Origin of the sequence: Mannheimia granulomatis (assembly GCF_011455695.1) — a bacterium.
Taxonomy (GTDB): Bacteria; Pseudomonadota; Gammaproteobacteria; order Enterobacterales; family Pasteurellaceae; genus Mannheimia; species Mannheimia granulomatis_A.
Genome location: NZ_CP015030.1, coordinates 1491355 through 1506509, shown reverse-complemented (window position 1 = coordinate 1506509; position 15155 = coordinate 1491355). Strand labels below are relative to the sequence as shown.

Genomic DNA, 15155 nt, shown 5'->3' with positions numbered 1-15155 from the left:
ACCGCTTGTAAGATTATTTATGATACGGCTTAGAGAAGTTATGGATAGCATCCACAAATACTTTCGGGCTTTCTACCGGCACATCAAGGTGAATGCCATGTCCGAGATTAAAGACGTGACCACTACCGTTACCGAAGCCGGCAAGAATATTTTTCACTTCTTGTTCAATGCGTTTTGGGTTTGCATAAAGTACACCTGGATCCATATTACCTTGTAAAGCTACTTTGTTACCCACACGGCGACGGGCGTCAGCAATATCGACTGTCCAATCTAAGCCTAAGGCATCACAACCTGTTTCTGCCATTTTTTCCAGCCACAAACCACCACCTTTAGTGAAGAGGGTAACCGGTACTTTACGCCCTTCATTTTCACGAATTAATCCATCCACGATTTTGTGCATATAGCGTAGTGAAAATTCTTCATAATCTTTGTGAGCCAATACACCGCCCCAAGTATCAAACACCATCACGGCTTGGGCTCCGGCTTTGATTTGAGCGTTAAGGTATAAAATTACGCTATCAGCTAATTTATCCAGTAATTTATGTAGAATTTGTGGGTCGGCATACATCATTTTTTTGATTTTAGTAAAGGCTTTGCTTGAACCGCCTTCAACCATATAAGTCGCTAGTGTCCAAGGGCTACCGGAAAAACCGATTAATGGCACTTCACCTTTTAGCTCTCGGCGAATGGTGCGAACAGCGTTCATGACATATTGTAATTCGCCTTCCGGATCAGGAATCGGCAAGTTTTTTACATCAGATAGGCTTGATACAGGGTGTGCAAATTTAGGCCCTTCACCGGCACCAAATGTTAAGCCTAAGCCCATTGCATCGGGAATAGTTAAGATATCGGAAAATAAAATAGCCGCATCTAAATCATAACGGCGTAAGGGCTGTAACGTCACTTCGCAAGCTAACTCTGCATTACGGCATAAAGACATGAAATCACCGGCAACGGCACGAGTAGCTTTATATTCCGGTAGATAACGTCCTGCTTGACGCATCATCCAAACGGGTGTCATATCCACAGGTTCACGCAATAGGGCTTTTAAATAGCGATCATTTTTTAATTGTGACATCGTTTTTTCCTTTAATTTTGATTATGCAAGCGGTTATTTTTCTTGAAAATTTTGCATCTAATTTAATTGGTATGGGGAATAGTGATTCCCCCATCTAGTGTAGATTTAGTGTAATTGTGGTTTTTCCTCTGAAGCTGCCACACCTAATGCAAAATGGCTATGTAAGAATAGTGCTAACACACGTAAGTATTCTAACACTTCTTCGCCTGCTTCGAGCAGTTCTTCGTTATTATCATCGTCATTGTAACCTAATTTTGCGATTTCATCTAAATCATCAATAGCTTCGCCAACTTCTTCTGTTTCTTGTTGCAATCTAGGTTGAGATACGCCCAAGCCTAGTAAGAAGTTGTTTGTCCATTCAGAAATGCCATCAGCAAGTGCAAAGCCATCCTCTTCATTTTCTGGTAACCAAAGGGAAAATAACGGGTTCGCTTCAGTAAAACTCTCGGTTAATTGTTGATAAAATTCGCTTAAGGTTTGTAATGGAGCGACCGAAAAAGCATGGCCATCATTGGTAAATTGATAGGTAAGTGTTTTCCAAGAATCATCTTGAATACCGCCTGCAATTAATCCACATAAAAAACCATGAAATTCAGCGGGTGTATATTCAATCTGTAATTGAGTAATAAGTTGTTTAAATTCGTTAGAGGTGTTAATAGCCATAATTGTGTTATTTGTGATTTTGCTAAAGAATGGCATAATATAGCAAAAATTTTAGACCTTAAGTGAGGATTTCGTATTTATGTCGGCAAATAATATCGAATTACAGATTTTTGGACAGGTTTTACGCTTGCAATGCCCTCCAGACCAACAAGAAAATTTACTGGCTTCTGCTCAGCGTTTGGAAGAGCGTGTAGCGACATTAAAAGAGCAGTCCGGTATTATTCAACTTGAAAAAGTGCTGGCGATAGTTGCACTTAATCTGAATTATGAATTAGAGCAAGCGCAGCGTCAAAATGCGGAGAATAAAAATGTATTGGTTGCTTGTATTGAACAATTAGATAACTCACTCGGAAAATTTCAATCCAACTAGTTGATTTTTCATCTAATTGATTAGGAATAAGGCTAAAAAGTCTAGAATTTGAAATTTTATTTTATTGAACACTAGGAAAATGTATTAAATTCCGTTACTATAAATCTTGCCTGGGGTGTGCGTTACAAGTTACGTCCCTGAGCCGATAATTTGAAACTTTGAGTCGGACATCTAATGCTGGTGAGCAAGCTTACCTTGAGCCAAAAGCCTAGAGTAAGAAGCCTAAAAGCAGTTAAGTTTGACTCCCTTGAACCGACTGGTTCAAGGACCATTACTGGTAGCGGCATCTCGGGTCTTTATATGAATTTATCAACTGTTACCGATCTTCGTCGTCAATTACGGCAATCTATGCGGCTTAAACGCCAAGCGTTAACTTCAAAACAGCAGTTGCAAGCTGCGCAATCTATTATTCCTCAAGCCATTTCACTTATTGAATCGTACCAAGCCTCGCATATTGCATTTTATTTGCCCTTTAATGGCGAAATTTCTCCCCAACCTTTAATGGAACAGCTTCTTGTTCAAGGAAAAAAACTGTATCTTCCTGTATTGCATCCTTTTACAAGCGGTCAATTATTATTTTTAAATTACAATTGCAAAACTTCGTTAAAAATTAACCGCTTGGGTATTCAAGAACCTGTTTTAGATGTAAGAAATGTGCTGCCATTGCCTGAATTGGAGATGATTTTCACCCCTTTAGTTGCTTGTGACAAAGCTGGAAACCGCCTTGGTATGGGGGGCGGTTTTTACGATAGAACCCTTGCACAAACCAAGAATGTGATTAGTGTAGGTCTGGCACACCAATGCCAGCAAGTTGAACAATTACCTATTGAGAGTTGGGATGTGCCGCTAGACCATATAATTTTGGGAGTATCAACATGAAAGAAAAAAAAGAAAAGGAATCAACAGGGAATCAAAGTTTAATTCGAGGCTTAACCCTGTTAGAACTTCTGGCTAAGTTCCCTAATGGCTGTCCGCTGGCGCATTTAGCGGAATTATCCGGGCTGAATAAGAGCACTGTTCACCGATTATTACAAGGCTTGCAGCAAGAAGGTTATGTTCGCCCGGCGCCAACTATGGGAAGTTATCGCCTAACGACAAAATGTTTGGCAATTGGGCAAAGAGCCTTAAGTTCGATTAATATTTTGCATATTGCAGCTCCACATTTAGAGGCTCTAAATCTCAAATTAGGGGAAACCGTCAATTTTTCTATGCGTGAGAAAGACGAGGCAATTCTAATAAATAAACTTGAAGCAACTACAGGACTGATGCGAACACGAGCCTATATTGGACAGCGAGTGCAGCTCTATTGTTCTGCAATGGGAAAACTGTTTTTAACTTATGGGTCGGCAGAGTATATTCCTCAATATTGGCAAGAAAAATCGGCCGTCATCCAGCCCCTTACTGTCAATACGATTACGACTATTGAAGGAATGAAAAAAGAGCTTGCCGCTATTCGGGAAAAGGGGTTTGCGATGGATGCAGAGGAAAATGAATTGGGTGTATCTTGTATTGCTTGTCCGATTTTTGATCATCAACAAAAAGTGCATTATGCAGTGTCTGTTTCACTTTCTACCGCTCGTTTAAATCAGCTTGGGCTGGATAATTTACTGCCGGCAATTCAAGAAACGGCCGATAATATTTCTGCTGAATTGGGTGGGCGATAATTTTGCGGGAATAGGTAACTATTCCCCACATTTCGATAAAAAACACAGGTTAAGTGTTGCCATTTTGATTATTTCAGGTAATCTTCTTCCCTTTATAAAATATCAACAAAATCTAAGGAATCATCAATGTTTGTTTTTGATCCAACAACAATAATGTTTGTTGTCTATATTTTAGGCATGATTGCAATTGGTTTTATTGCCTATCGTGTAACTAATAATCTTTCAGACTATATTTTAGGTGGTCGCCGTCTAGGTAGCTTTGTTACTGCACTTTCTGCAGGTGCTTCGGATATGTCTGGATGGCTGTTAATGGGGCTGCCGGGGGCAGTTTATGCCGGCGGTTTGATTGAAGGGTGGATTGCAATCGGTTTGACTATCGGTGCCTATTTGAACTGGAAATTGGTAGCAGGACGTTTACGTTCACACACCGAACACAGTGGTGATGCTTTAACTTTACCTGAGTATTTTCACAACCGTTTTGGCGATAAAACCCGCTTAATTAAAATTTTATCAGCGGTCATTTTTTTACTGTTTTTTGCAATTTACTGTGCCTCAGGCGTAGTTGCTGGTGCTAGAGTGTTTGAGAACCTGTTTGGTTTACCTTATCATCAAGCGATTTGGTACGGTGCTATTGCTACCATTCTCTATACTTTTATCGGTGGTTTCCTTGCAGTAAGTTGGACAGATACTATCCAAGCTTCATTAATGCTGTTTGCTTTAATTTTAACACCGCTATTTGTAATGTATAACCTTGGCGGTTTTGATGAAATGCAGGCATTAATCAGCCAAGCAGGTGAAATGGCACAAAAAGATTATAATGATATCTTTACCGGTGCCAGTGTGTTAGGCATTATCAGCTTAATGGCATGGGGCTTAGGTTATTTTGGTCAGCCACATATTGTCGTACGCTTTATGGCGGCAGAAAGTGTGAGATCACTAGAGAATGCCCGTCGCATTAGTATGACTTGGATGATTATCTGTTTAGTGGGGGCGATAGGCATTGGCTATTTTGGTATGGCTTATTTCTTTGGTAATCCTGAAAAAGTGGGCACCGTTAGTCAAAATCCGGAGCAAGTTTTTATTGAGTTAGCGAAATTATTATTCAATCCTTGGGTGGCAGGTATTTTATTATCAGCTATTTTAGCTGCGGTAATGAGTACCCTTTCTGCACAATTGCTGATTTGCTCAAGTGCGATCACCGAAGATTTATATAAAGGTATTTTACGCCCTAAAGCGACCGATAAAGAATTAGTTTGGTTAAGCCGTTTGATGGTACTTGCAGTTGCAGCGCTTGCTATTTACATTGCCCAAGACCCTGAAAGCAAAGTATTTGGTTTAGTACGTAACGCGTGGGCAGGTTTCGGTTCAGCATTCGGGCCTGTGGTATTACTTTCTCTCTTCTGGAGACGTATGAATGGCTTTGGAGCTGTGGCAGGTATGCTCACAGGAGCGTTAATCGTGCATTTCTGGGGGGATATTACCGCTCAATTTAATCTTCCTGAAATTTACTCAATGATTCCGGGCTTTATCAGTGCAATGGTGATGATTGTGGTGGTTTCTCTCTTAACACCACAACCGAATCAAGCAATTTTAGATACTTTCGACCGTGCGAATAAAGCATATTTGGATGAAGTAAAATAATATAAAAAGTGGCTTACAATAAGCCACTTTTTATTTGCAAAAAATTCGAGAAAATTAACCGCTTGTTAAACCTATGGCAAATCTTCTTTTAGCAATCATTTACCTCTCTTTCATCAGCCTTGGCTTGCCTGATGCGATTTTAGGGGCGGCTTGGCCTTCTATGCATCAACAGCTTTCGGTACCGCTTTCTTATGCAGGCATGCTGTCTGTGATTATGTCAATTGGCACGATCTCTTCGAGTCTGATGTCGCAAAAACTGACCTATCACTTGGGGACAGGCAAGTTGATGGTGATTAGTGTAGCTTTAACTGCCTTAGGTTTATGGGGATTTTCTATCAGTAGCTCTTTTGGGATGCTTTGTCTTTGGGCGATTCCTTATGGCTTTGGGGCCGGTGCGGTGGATGCAGCGTTAAATCATTATGTCGCGCTTAATTATGCTAGCCGCCATATGAGCTGGCTACATTGTATGTGGGGAGTAGGTGCATCACTTGGACCGCATATTTTGGGTATTGCCTTACTGCATGGCAAAGGTTGGGATTCGGGCTATTTTTACATTTCGTTGTTCCAATTAAGTTTGACGATAGTGTTATTTTTATCGCTGCCGCTTTGGAAAGATCGTCAACAGGCGGCATATTCAGAACCATCTGCTGCTCCGTTACCGCTGCGAGAAGTGATAAAAATCCCCGGAGTGAAGTATGGCGTGTTAGCCTTTATTGGCTACTGTGGCGTGGAACAAACTGCCGGCTTATGGGCGAGTAGTTATTTTGTGTTGGCAAAAGATGCTGCGGTCGAACAAGCCGCTGCTTTTGGTAGCTTGTTTTTTATCGGCATTACCGTGGGCAGGGCTGTGAGCGGTTTTCTTACGTTCAAACTCAAAAACCATCAAATGATCAAACTTGGCTTTAGCCTGATTTTAGTCGGTATCGTCATTCTCTTTTTACCTCTTGGTAAATATATAACTTTGATCAGCTTGATTATTATCGGGCTAGGTTGTGCACCGATTTACCCTTGCTTTATCCATTCTACTCCGGATTTTTTCGGGAAAGAAATATCACAATCGGTCATCGGCATTCAAATGGCGAGTGCTTATATCGGCGTGTTAGCTTTACCCCCGCTGTTTGGGCTAATTGCAAGTGTGATTGGCATTCAACTGCTGCCGGTTTATTTACTTATAATGTTTGGGGTGATGGTTTATGCTTATTGGAATCTGTTAAGAAAAATTGAGAAATAACAAGCGGTTATATTTTCTGAAAATTTTGCAGATTTTTACCTTTATTTATATTTTAAGCTAAGTTTTACCTCTTATTATCATAGTTTAAATAAATCAGATCTATTGATCTTGCTCAAACTATCATATTCACTTTTTGTTAATAATGAACACCCTTATACCTAGTTTTAATTATTAAGGGTGGTTATTATGAAAAAACTCCTTCTTTCAAGCATTGCGGTTGCAGCAATCGGCTATTTTTCTTTAGTGGGGTATGCTGCTTACTTTGATAAATCCAATTCAGAAAAGCTTTTAGCTGCAACGGAACTGCCGGAATCACATAAAGCAGTTATGCAGGTAATGTATAAAAACGGTTGTCAGTACTGTCATACACCAAATGCAGAATTGCCGGCTTATGCTAAATTGCCTGTAGCAAATCAAATTATCACTAGTGATATTACTTCCGGAAATCGCTTTTTCCGTTTAGATAAGATGATAGAGGGAATGAAAGATCCAAGCCAATTATCAGAAGCAGATTTAGCCAAACTGGAGCAAGTGATCCGAAATGGTGAGATGCCGGCAGCGAAATATATCCATATCCATTGGAGTTCTCGCCCTGATGAATCTGAGAAAAAAGTGATTTTAGATTGGATTGCAGCTCAGCGTAAAGCTTATTTCTTACCGCGGAACACCGAGGGTGTGGATGCTAAAAATTTAGTTCAGCCTATTCCTGAAAGCTTGCCCACTCATCCTAAAAAAGTGGCTTTAGGTAAAGAAATTTACTTTGATGGGCGTTTATCTTTAGACGGTTCTATTCAATGCCATACCTGCCATTTATTGAATCAAGGTGGCGTAGATAATTTACCTGTTGCAGAAGGTATTCATGGTAAAAAAGGCGGTATTAATGCTCCATCTGTGTTTAATGCTGCCTTGAATAAATGGCAGTTCTGGGATGGACGTGCGAAAACCTTAGCCGATCAAGCCGGCGGTCCACCAACTAATCCTGTTGAAATGGGTTCAAACAGTTGGGAAGAGATTGTGGCAAAATTTGAGCAAGATGAGGAGTTCAAAAAACGCTTCTTTGAGGTGTATCCAAATATTTCGCAAGCTAACTTAACCGATGCGATTGCAGAATTTGAGAAGACTTTATTAACGCCAAACAGTGCTTTTGATAAATTCTTAAAAGGCGATCAAACAGCATTAACCGAGGCACAGAAACGAGGCTATGAGCATTTCAAAAATGCGAAATGTGATACTTGTCATACCGGTAGCTTGATGGGCGGACAATCTTTTGAATATATGGGCTTATATGACGATTACTTCAAAGCTCGCGGTACCGAAATGACGGATGCGGATCAAGGTCGTTATGCTCATACTCAAGACCCTGCTGATATGCACCGCTTTAAAGTGCCAACTTTGCGTAATGTGGCATTAACTGCACCTTATTTCCACGATGCTTCAGCGAAAGATTTGAAAGAAGCGGTACGCATAATGGGACGTTTCCAAAGCAATAAAGACTTTACCGATGCAGAGCTAAATGAAATTGTGTCGTTCTTAGAAGCCTTAACCGGTGAATATCAAGGCAAATTGCTTACTAACGAGAAAATAGCAAAATAATGCTGAAATAATGGAAAAGCAAGCGGTGATATTTTACAAATTTTTTGCAAAATATCACCGCTTGTATTACTACTCAAAATGCTCTAATCCATATTGATACAACGCATTTTTCTTATAGCCAAAGGTTTCTGCCACAATAGCAGCAGCTCTTTTAAGCGGGAGTTCTTGGCAGAGAAGGTGTAATAGTTTTACCGCTTGACTGGAAAACTCGGCTTCTTCTGAGGTAGCTTTGCCTTCTACAATCAATACAATTTCGCCTTTAATACGATTGCTGTCTTCATTCAACCAATCCATTAAATTTTCTAAGCTATCGCCGTGAATGGTTTCCCATGTTTTAGTGATTTCGCGAGCCATGACTACATAGCGCTCTGGCCCGAAGACACTTTTCATATCAGAAAGGGTATCTAAAATACGGTGGGTAGATTCATAAAAAATCAGTGTGCGAGGTTCATTTTCTAGTTCGGTTAATTTATCGCAGCGGGATTTTGTTTTTGCCGGTAAGAACCCTTCAAAGCAAAAGCGGTCTGAAGCAATACCGGAAGCACAAAGAGCGGTCACGGCAGCACAAGCACCTGGCACCGGTACGACTTTAATGCCGGCTTGATGGCAATGACGGACAAGATGAAAACCAGGATCGCTGATAAGCGGAGTACCGGCATCGGAAATCAGGGCGATATTTTCGCCTTTTGTTAATTTTTCCACTAAAATGACCGCTTTCTGTTGCTCGTTATGATCGTGTAAAGCAAAAAACGGCTTTTTAATACCGTAGTGGCTAAGCAATAACCCGCTATGGCGGGTGTCTTCGGCAGCAATTAAATCTACATAGGCAAAGGTGTCTAATGCCCGTTGAGTAATATCGCCCAAATTGCCAATAGGTGTTGCGACAATATATAAAATTCCGTAGTCTGAATGAGTTTCTGTTGAATTTTGTCTGTTTTTCATTTGCTTTTAGCTCATTTGATAAGTAAGATTTCACCCGTAAATTTTTTAAATTTAGCACATTATATTCTATAGAGGTAAATACAATGGCAACTATTTTAAATTTGAGTATGAAAAAGGCATTCATACCAACTGCAATTGCTCTTTTCATTTCTGCCTGTACATCTGTGAATCCTGTTACTGAATCTATTAAAAACGAAGCTTATTCAAGCTCCGAATTCTATATTAATAAAGCTGAACAAACAAAAGAGCAAGAAGATAAAACCTCTTATCAGCTCTTGGCCGTGCGTAAATTAATTGATGAAAATAAAGAGTATGAGGCACAAAATACTTTTAGTGAAATTTTGACTTCTGAGATGAATGAAGTACAAAAACTGGAATATGCATTAGTTTCTGCTCAATTAGCCGCCTTGCAAGGTAAAAATGCACAAGCAAGTAGCCAATTAAAAGCGATTCAAGAACCATTATTAAGCTCAGCACAGCGTTTGCGTTATATCCAAACTCAAGCCCGTATTGCGGAAAATCAGAAAGATGTGATTGGAATTGTGCGTGCGAGATCGCTTTTAAACAGTTATTACAAAATGAACCGCGAGCGGCAAGAAAATAATGATTTTATCTGGCAGACTCTGCGTGATGCCAACCGTGGCATGCTTGAAAAAGCCACGCCGGAGGCCGGTGAAATAGAACTGGCAGGTTGGCTGGCATTAATTAATATTTATAACCGAAATGTTACCACACCGGCACAAATGCCACAGGCAATCAATCACTGGAAAAATCAATATCCAAGCCATAGTGCGGTAACGGTAATGCCTAGCGAATTACAGGGTATTAGCAACTTCCAACAAACGCAGTTAAATAGTGTGGCGTTATTATTACCATTAAGCGGTGATGCTAAAATTTTAGGGGATATTATCAAACGTGGTTTTAATGATGCCAAAGCAGAAGACCCAACAGCGGTGCAAACTTTTGATACTGATGCATCAGATGTTAATTCATTAATCTCACAAGCAAAACAGCAGGGGGCAAATATTATTGTCGGACCGTTGCTGAAATCTCGTGTAGATGAAATGTTAAGCGGTTCGGAAATTCAAAATATTAACGTACTTGCTTTGAATGCGACCGAAAATGCCCGTAGTATTCCTCAAGTTTGTTATTATGGTTTATCACCTGAATCAGAAGCACAATCCGGTGCAGAGAAAATGTATCGTGATGGTCATACGGTGGCGATTGTTGCAGCACCGCAGGATGATTTTGGTAACCGCTCTGCTGAGGCGTTCTCTAAACGGTGGCGTCAGCTAACTAAAACCGATGCGGATGTGCGTTATTATAATCAACCGCTTGATTCCGTTGCCTCTATTCAAAATGCAGGAGTAACTAAAGCAGGTTTATATGTGTTAGGGAATGCCGAACAAGTACTGGAGATTAAACAAGGTATAGATAATTCAACCTTGAAAGAGCGTTTGGCTATTTATACATCATCACGTAGTAATTCACCGAATAACGGCATTGATTTTTATACTTCTTTAGAGGGCGTAAAATTTAGTGAGGTGCCATTATTATCTGATACCTCTTCAGCAGAGTATAAAAAAGCAGAAAATCTGGCAAGCAGTGATTTCTCAATGATGCGTTTATATGCAATGGGGGCTGATGCTTGGGCAATTGCGTCTAAATTTAATGAATTCCGCCATATTCCGGGCTATAAAATTTCAGGTCTCACAGGGGAATTAAAAGCAGGACAAAATTGCAATATCGAACGTAACTTGTCTTGGATGCAGTATCGTAATGGAGCTATTCAACAAGCTGATTAATCGACGGAAGCAAGGGTCGATTTATGAGCAAAAAGCCCGAGAGTTTTTAGAAGCTCAAGGACTTCGTTTCGTTGCTGCTAATCAATCCTTTAAATGCGGCGAATTGGATTTAATTATGCAAGACGGACAAACAACGGTATTTATCGAGGTTCGTCAGCGTAAAAGTAATCGTTTTGGCTCTGCGGTGGAAAGTATTGATTACCGCAAACAACAAAAGTGGCAAAATGCTGCCAATATGTGGTTGTTGAAACAAAATCAAAGCTTAGACACAGCAAATTGCCGTTTTGATGTGATTGCATTTGAAGGGAACCAAATACCTTTATGGATTCCTAACTTTTTAGGTTAGATAAAAATAATGTTAAATAAGATCCAAGACAGATTTACTGAAAGTATTCAAACTCAAATTTCAGCAGCAGAATTACTACCGCAAAAATTAAGTGATGCTGCAACTCGCATTGTAGAGTGTTTATTACGTGGGAATAAAGTGATTGTATGTGGTCATGGTCGTTCTTATGGCAATGCAGAGTTATTAGTAAGCCATTTATTGCATCGTTATGAATTAGAAAGACCTAGCTTTGCAGCGGTGCAATTGCAGTTAAACGGGATTTTAGCCGGAGTACTGGCTCAAGATCAGGAGCTGGATAGTCTCTATAAAAAGCAGCTACAAGCTGTGGCAAAAATAGGTGATCTGTTTATTGCATTTTCACCTATCGGCAATGAAGAAAGTGTGTTACAAGCCATTCATAGTGCTAAAAATCACGGCTTAGACTTAGATATTATTGCCTTTACAGGCAGTCGAAATAACCATACGCTCGGTTTGTTAGATGAAAGTGATATTGAAATTTCAGCCCCTTCTACCAATGAGTTAAGGGTAATTGAAAGTCATCATTTTTATGTGAATTTATTGGGTGAACTTATTGACCATTTACTTTTCTCTTAAGGAGATATTATGAATAAACTAGTAAAACACCTTTTAAAAGGTAGCTTGTTGACGTTAGGCTTTATTTCTTTACAAGGTTGTATTACCACAGCTGTTGTAACTTCTGCGGCAGTGGCAACTAAAGTAGCAACAGATCCTCGTTCAACTGGTACACAAGTAGATGATGAAATCTTAGAAGAAAAAGTAGCGTATAACATCAATAAGGATGAACAAATTAAACAAGAAGCCCGAATTAACGTGGTGGCTTATAATGGCAAAGTGTTGCTTATTGGACAAGCACCAAGTTTTGATGTAGTAGAGAGTGCGAAAAATTTAGCCGCAGGAGCTGAAGGCGTAACTGAAATTTATAATGAGATTCGCCAAGGAGAGAAAATTGGTTTTGCTCAGGTTACGAAAGACAGTTGGATTACAACACAAGTTAAATCTAAACTCTTGGTAAATGGCGAAGTAAAGGCGACAGAAATTAAAGTTGTGACTGAAAACAGCGAAGTTTTTTTAATGGGGAAAGTTAGCCAAACTCAAGCGGATGCCGCAGCAGAAGCGGCTCGCAATGTAAGTGGAGTAACTAAGGTTGTAAAAGTATTTAGCTACGCTCAGTAACAAAAAACGGGTTAAGTTTTCTTAACCCGTTTCTTTTTGCAAAAAATTCTCCATTTTTGACCGCTTGTTAGCAACAAAAATGATGAATTAATTTAGTCAGTAGTGCTTTAGTTGGCTCAATATATTTCAGCTCTAAAAACTCATCAGGCTGGTGAGCTTGTTCAATGGAGCCGGGGCCGAGTACTAAAGTTGGGCAGAGCTGTTGAATAAATGGTGCTTCGGTGCAGTAGTTGACAGCATCGCATTTCTCACCTAGTAATTTTTCGACCACTTGCACAATTTGGGCGGAGTGTTCACACTCATAGCCAGGAATGCCGTCGTGAAGATGGCGGATTTCCACCAAATCGCCATATTGTTCCAGCATAGGTTTTAAATGCTCGTGCACCATAGTGTATAAATCTTCCACCGCCATATTCGGCAACGGTCGCATATCAAATTGTAACTCACAGCAAGCACAAATGCGGTTGATCGCATCACCACCTTGAATATTGCCGAAATTCATTGTGGGGTGTGTCACTTTAAATAGCGGATTGTGATATTTTTGGCGGAGTTCATCCCGCATTTTCATCAAATAGCCAATCGACTCGTGCATTAATTCAATCGCATTAATGCCTTTACTCGGATCACTTGAATGCCCGCTTTTGCCGGTAATTCTTACTGATTCACCCACGTGGCCTTTATGCGCTCGAATTGGTTTGAGAGACGTCGGTTCACCGATAATGGCACAATCCGGACGAATGTGAGTGTGCTGAGCAAAGGTTTTCGCCCCAAGCATGGTGGTTTCTTCATCGGCGGTGGCAAGAATACGAATCGGCTTTTTGATTTGCGATAAATCCAGTTGGCCAATTACATCCACCACAAAGGCAAAAAAGCCTTTCATATCAGCGGTACCTAAGCCGTATAATTTGCCCTCTTTTTCGGTAAGCCTAAATGGATTAAACGTCCATTTTCCGTCATCAAAGGGGACAGTGTCAGTGTGTCCGGCAAGTAATAATCCACCTTCACCTTCGCCGAATGTAGCAAGTAAATTGTATTTATTGCGGCTGCCTTCCACCGCCAGAATCTCAGTTTTAAAGCCGAAATCGGCAAGCCAAGTGGCAAGCAATTCAATAAGAGAACGATTGGATAAATCTTCTTGTGCAATCAGACTTGAGATAGTCGGTAGCTCAATTAGTTGAGCATAGCGTTGAATAAAGGGAATGTTGTGTTTCATTGTTTTTCCTGTTTAGGGTAATTTTCTTAAACGTTTAATAATGGCAAAGCCGGCAAGAATTTCCCAAACCATAATAGTATAAATGCCGGTTCGTTCAATTAATGGGCTGAAGATAGTTGGCAATAGCATTGTCACTAAAATACAAATAACACCAATAATACCCGCGGTAATACTAAAGCGTTTGAAAAATTTCATTGAGGGGTGGTAAATATCCAAACCTGCAATCAAAAGTGTGAGGTTGCCGATTAAAAAAGTAATGCTTGCGCCTAAGTTGTAAATGCCAAATTCGCCCCGCGTGGTCGGTTGAATGCCCGTAATCAAAGAACAGCCAATTGCAAAACAAAGTGATAATAGCAAGCCAATGACTCGCAATTTATTATGTGTAATATGCGTAATGCCGATTGCATAAATAAAGAAAAAAACGACCGCTTGTATAATAAACATTGAACTCATTACAATCGAAAGCGGAGACAATTGGCTGGCTTTGCCATCAATTATCGTACCGACCGGAATCAGTAATTCCAAGGTGCTGTGGTGAAAATAGGTTGTAAGCGATCTTTCACTAAATAAAATTGTGAAATGTTCTGCCACCAGATAAAAAAGTCCGCTAAAGCTGGAAATAATAGCGATAATAAAAATTAAAAACGCACAGCTTTTTCGCACGCAAGGGTGCATTAAAAACGGGTAGAACTTCACCCCAAATGAACCGCTGGTAAAGTAGTTTTCGACTGTTTTTGAAATCTGAATTAATTTTTGAACAAGTTGTTTAATCCACTCTGTTTTCATATCACTCTATCATTTATTTGCGATTTGCCTTCGTAATTTGACCGCTTCTCACATCAAATACGTCCATTCCAGCATTAAGGGCTGCTTGTATGCCTAAGTCTGCATCTTCAAAGACTAAGCAATCTTGTGGTGGAACATTTAATTTTTCCGCACAGGTTAAGAATGTTTCAGGATCGGGCTTGTGTTTGATGACCTCATCGGCATCTACGATGACTGAAACATAATGGTTGAGATTGAATTTTTTGTCTAATAAATTCACTATTGCCTTGTGTGAACCGGTGCCGATTGCCATCGGTTTTTTGCCTAAATTGGCTTTAACGATTTCGAATGTGGGTAAAAGGGTAGCGTTTTCTAAAATCATTTCCATACCCAATTCACGTTTCATTTGTACCACTTGCTCGAAATAATGCTCAGGCATATTGGCTCGCTTCATCATTTCACGCGCGATCACAAAGGTAGTCGATCCACTTAATTCATACATTGCTTGGGGATTCATCGGGTAGCCTAGGATTTCGCCTACTTTTTCCCATGCTTTGGCGTGGCTTGGCATAGTGTCGATTAAAGTACCGTCCATATCGAAAATTAATGCTTGATATTGGTCGATAATATGTTGTTCTAACATAATTTTC

At 40.1% G+C, this 15155-nt stretch carries 16 protein-coding genes and 1 other RNA gene; 11 read left to right on the top strand and 6 right to left on the bottom strand.

The genetic code is table 11. The features are described 5' to 3' along the window. Positions 1 to 13: 13 nt before the first annotated feature. Complete coding sequence (hemE, locus tag A4G16_RS07190) at positions 14 to 1078, bottom strand: uroporphyrinogen decarboxylase (protein ID WP_165889316.1); 1065 nt, start codon at positions 1076 to 1078, stop codon at positions 14 to 16. Positions 1079 to 1183: 105 nt separating this feature from the next. After that, positions 1184 to 1741: a UPF0149 family protein gene (locus tag A4G16_RS07185; RefSeq protein ID WP_165889315.1), complete on the bottom strand. Its 558-nt coding sequence runs from the start codon at positions 1739 to 1741 to the stop codon at positions 1184 to 1186. Positions 1742 to 1820: 79 nt separating this feature from the next. Here A4G16_RS07185 and A4G16_RS07180 point away from each other — a divergent pair, with 79 nt between their 5' ends. The 7 genes from A4G16_RS07180 to A4G16_RS07150 all read left to right on the top strand — a co-directional run bounded on the left by A4G16_RS07180 (position 1821) and on the right by A4G16_RS07150 (position 8240). Continuing rightward, complete coding sequence (locus A4G16_RS07180; protein WP_027074047.1) at positions 1821 to 2111, top strand: cell division protein ZapA; 291 nt, start codon at positions 1821 to 1823, stop codon at positions 2109 to 2111. A 104-nt stretch (positions 2112 to 2215) separates the two neighbouring features. After that, positions 2216 to 2410, top strand: a non-coding RNA gene (ssrS, locus tag A4G16_RS07175) — 6S RNA. A 1-nt stretch (position 2411) separates the two neighbouring features. Further along, positions 2412 to 2990, top strand: a complete 579-nt coding sequence (locus A4G16_RS07170; protein ID WP_165889314.1) for a 5-formyltetrahydrofolate cyclo-ligase — start codon at positions 2412 to 2414, stop codon at positions 2988 to 2990. After that, the gene (locus A4G16_RS07165; RefSeq protein ID WP_165889313.1) at positions 2987 to 3775 is read left to right on the top strand and encodes an IclR family transcriptional regulator; all 789 of its coding nucleotides are present in this window, start codon (positions 2987 to 2989) and stop codon (positions 3773 to 3775) included. Before A4G16_RS07170 ends, A4G16_RS07165 begins: the two co-directional genes overlap by 4 nt. Positions 3776 to 3901: 126 nt before the next feature. After that, positions 3902 to 5416, top strand: coding sequence for a sodium/proline symporter PutP (gene putP, locus A4G16_RS07160; protein ID WP_165889312.1), 1515 nt, complete (start codon positions 3902 to 3904; stop codon positions 5414 to 5416). Between the two features lie 73 nt (positions 5417 to 5489). Then, a complete protein-coding gene (locus A4G16_RS07155) occupies positions 5490 to 6647 on the top strand; it encodes an MFS transporter (protein ID WP_165889311.1) in 1158 nt (385 codons plus the stop codon). Positions 6648 to 6833: 186 nt separating this feature from the next. After that, positions 6834 to 8240: a cytochrome-c peroxidase gene (locus tag A4G16_RS07150; RefSeq protein ID WP_165889310.1), complete on the top strand. Its 1407-nt coding sequence runs from the start codon at positions 6834 to 6836 to the stop codon at positions 8238 to 8240. Between the two features lie 69 nt (positions 8241 to 8309). On the opposite strand, the gene rsmI is transcribed toward A4G16_RS07150, so the two are convergent. After that, the gene (rsmI, locus tag A4G16_RS07145; RefSeq protein WP_165889309.1) at positions 8310 to 9182 is read right to left on the bottom strand and encodes a 16S rRNA (cytidine(1402)-2'-O)-methyltransferase; all 873 of its coding nucleotides are present in this window, start codon (positions 9180 to 9182) and stop codon (positions 8310 to 8312) included. A gap of 83 nt (positions 9183 to 9265) precedes the next feature. On the opposite strand from rsmI, the gene A4G16_RS07140 reads away from it, so the two are divergent. Genes A4G16_RS07140 through dolP form a run of 4 tightly spaced genes read left to right on the top strand, consistent with a single transcriptional unit; the run spans position 9266 to position 12527 of the window. Next, positions 9266 to 10987: a penicillin-binding protein activator gene (locus A4G16_RS07140; protein ID WP_165889308.1), complete on the top strand. Its 1722-nt coding sequence runs from the start codon at positions 9266 to 9268 to the stop codon at positions 10985 to 10987. Continuing rightward, positions 10962 to 11333 carry a YraN family protein gene (locus A4G16_RS07135; RefSeq protein WP_042801494.1) on the top strand — a complete coding sequence of 124 codons (372 nt, stop codon included), beginning with the start codon at positions 10962 to 10964 and terminating at the stop codon, positions 11331 to 11333. The genes A4G16_RS07140 and A4G16_RS07135 overlap by 26 nt, the downstream gene beginning before the upstream one ends. Before the next feature lie 9 nt (positions 11334 to 11342). Further along, positions 11343 to 11927, top strand: coding sequence for a D-sedoheptulose-7-phosphate isomerase (locus A4G16_RS07130; protein WP_165889307.1), 585 nt, complete (start codon positions 11343 to 11345; stop codon positions 11925 to 11927). Positions 11928 to 11936: 9 nt separating this feature from the next. Next, positions 11937 to 12527: a division/outer membrane stress-associated lipid-binding lipoprotein gene (dolP, locus tag A4G16_RS07125; protein ID WP_165889306.1), complete on the top strand. Its 591-nt coding sequence runs from the start codon at positions 11937 to 11939 to the stop codon at positions 12525 to 12527. Between the two features lie 67 nt (positions 12528 to 12594). Here dolP and argE read toward each other — a convergent pair whose 3' ends face one another. The 3 genes from argE to A4G16_RS07110 are packed head-to-tail and all read right to left on the bottom strand — an operon-like array spanning position 12595 to position 15148. Beyond that, a complete protein-coding gene (gene argE / locus A4G16_RS07120; protein WP_165889305.1) occupies positions 12595 to 13740 on the bottom strand; it encodes an acetylornithine deacetylase in 1146 nt (381 codons plus the stop codon). Between the two features lie 12 nt (positions 13741 to 13752). Next, positions 13753 to 14526, bottom strand: coding sequence for a DUF998 domain-containing protein (locus tag A4G16_RS07115; protein ID WP_165889304.1), 774 nt, complete (start codon positions 14524 to 14526; stop codon positions 13753 to 13755). A gap of 13 nt (positions 14527 to 14539) precedes the next feature. Further along, complete coding sequence (locus tag A4G16_RS07110) at positions 14540 to 15148, bottom strand: beta-phosphoglucomutase family hydrolase (protein ID WP_165889303.1); 609 nt, start codon at positions 15146 to 15148, stop codon at positions 14540 to 14542. Between the last annotated feature and the right edge of the window lie 7 nt (positions 15149 to 15155).

Coding starts and splice junctions, on each gene's coding strand:
- hemE (WP_165889316.1), bottom strand. CDS start 1,078: ATGTCACAATTAAAAAATGATCGCTATTTAAAAGCCCTATTGCGTGAA.
- A4G16_RS07185 (WP_165889315.1), bottom strand. CDS start 1,741: ATGGCTATTAACACCTCTAACGAATTTAAACAACTTATTACTCAATTA.
- A4G16_RS07180 (WP_027074047.1), top strand. CDS start 1,821: ATGTCGGCAAATAATATCGAATTACAGATTTTTGGACAGGTTTTACGC.
- A4G16_RS07170 (WP_165889314.1), top strand. CDS start 2,412: ATGAATTTATCAACTGTTACCGATCTTCGTCGTCAATTACGGCAATCT.
- A4G16_RS07165 (WP_165889313.1), top strand. CDS start 2,987: ATGAAAGAAAAAAAAGAAAAGGAATCAACAGGGAATCAAAGTTTAATT.
- putP (WP_165889312.1), top strand. CDS start 3,902: ATGTTTGTTTTTGATCCAACAACAATAATGTTTGTTGTCTATATTTTA.
- A4G16_RS07155 (WP_165889311.1), top strand. CDS start 5,490: ATGGCAAATCTTCTTTTAGCAATCATTTACCTCTCTTTCATCAGCCTT.
- A4G16_RS07150 (WP_165889310.1), top strand. CDS start 6,834: ATGAAAAAACTCCTTCTTTCAAGCATTGCGGTTGCAGCAATCGGCTAT.
- rsmI (WP_165889309.1), bottom strand. CDS start 9,182: ATGAAAAACAGACAAAATTCAACAGAAACTCATTCAGACTACGGAATT.
- A4G16_RS07140 (WP_165889308.1), top strand. CDS start 9,266: ATGGCAACTATTTTAAATTTGAGTATGAAAAAGGCATTCATACCAACT.
- A4G16_RS07135 (WP_042801494.1), top strand. CDS start 10,962: ATGGAGCTATTCAACAAGCTGATTAATCGACGGAAGCAAGGGTCGATT.
- A4G16_RS07130 (WP_165889307.1), top strand. CDS start 11,343: ATGTTAAATAAGATCCAAGACAGATTTACTGAAAGTATTCAAACTCAA.
- dolP (WP_165889306.1), top strand. CDS start 11,937: ATGAATAAACTAGTAAAACACCTTTTAAAAGGTAGCTTGTTGACGTTA.
- argE (WP_165889305.1), bottom strand. CDS start 13,740: ATGAAACACAACATTCCCTTTATTCAACGCTATGCTCAACTAATTGAG.
- A4G16_RS07115 (WP_165889304.1), bottom strand. CDS start 14,526: ATGAAAACAGAGTGGATTAAACAACTTGTTCAAAAATTAATTCAGATT.
- A4G16_RS07110 (WP_165889303.1), bottom strand. CDS start 15,148: ATGTTAGAACAACATATTATCGACCAATATCAAGCATTAATTTTCGAT.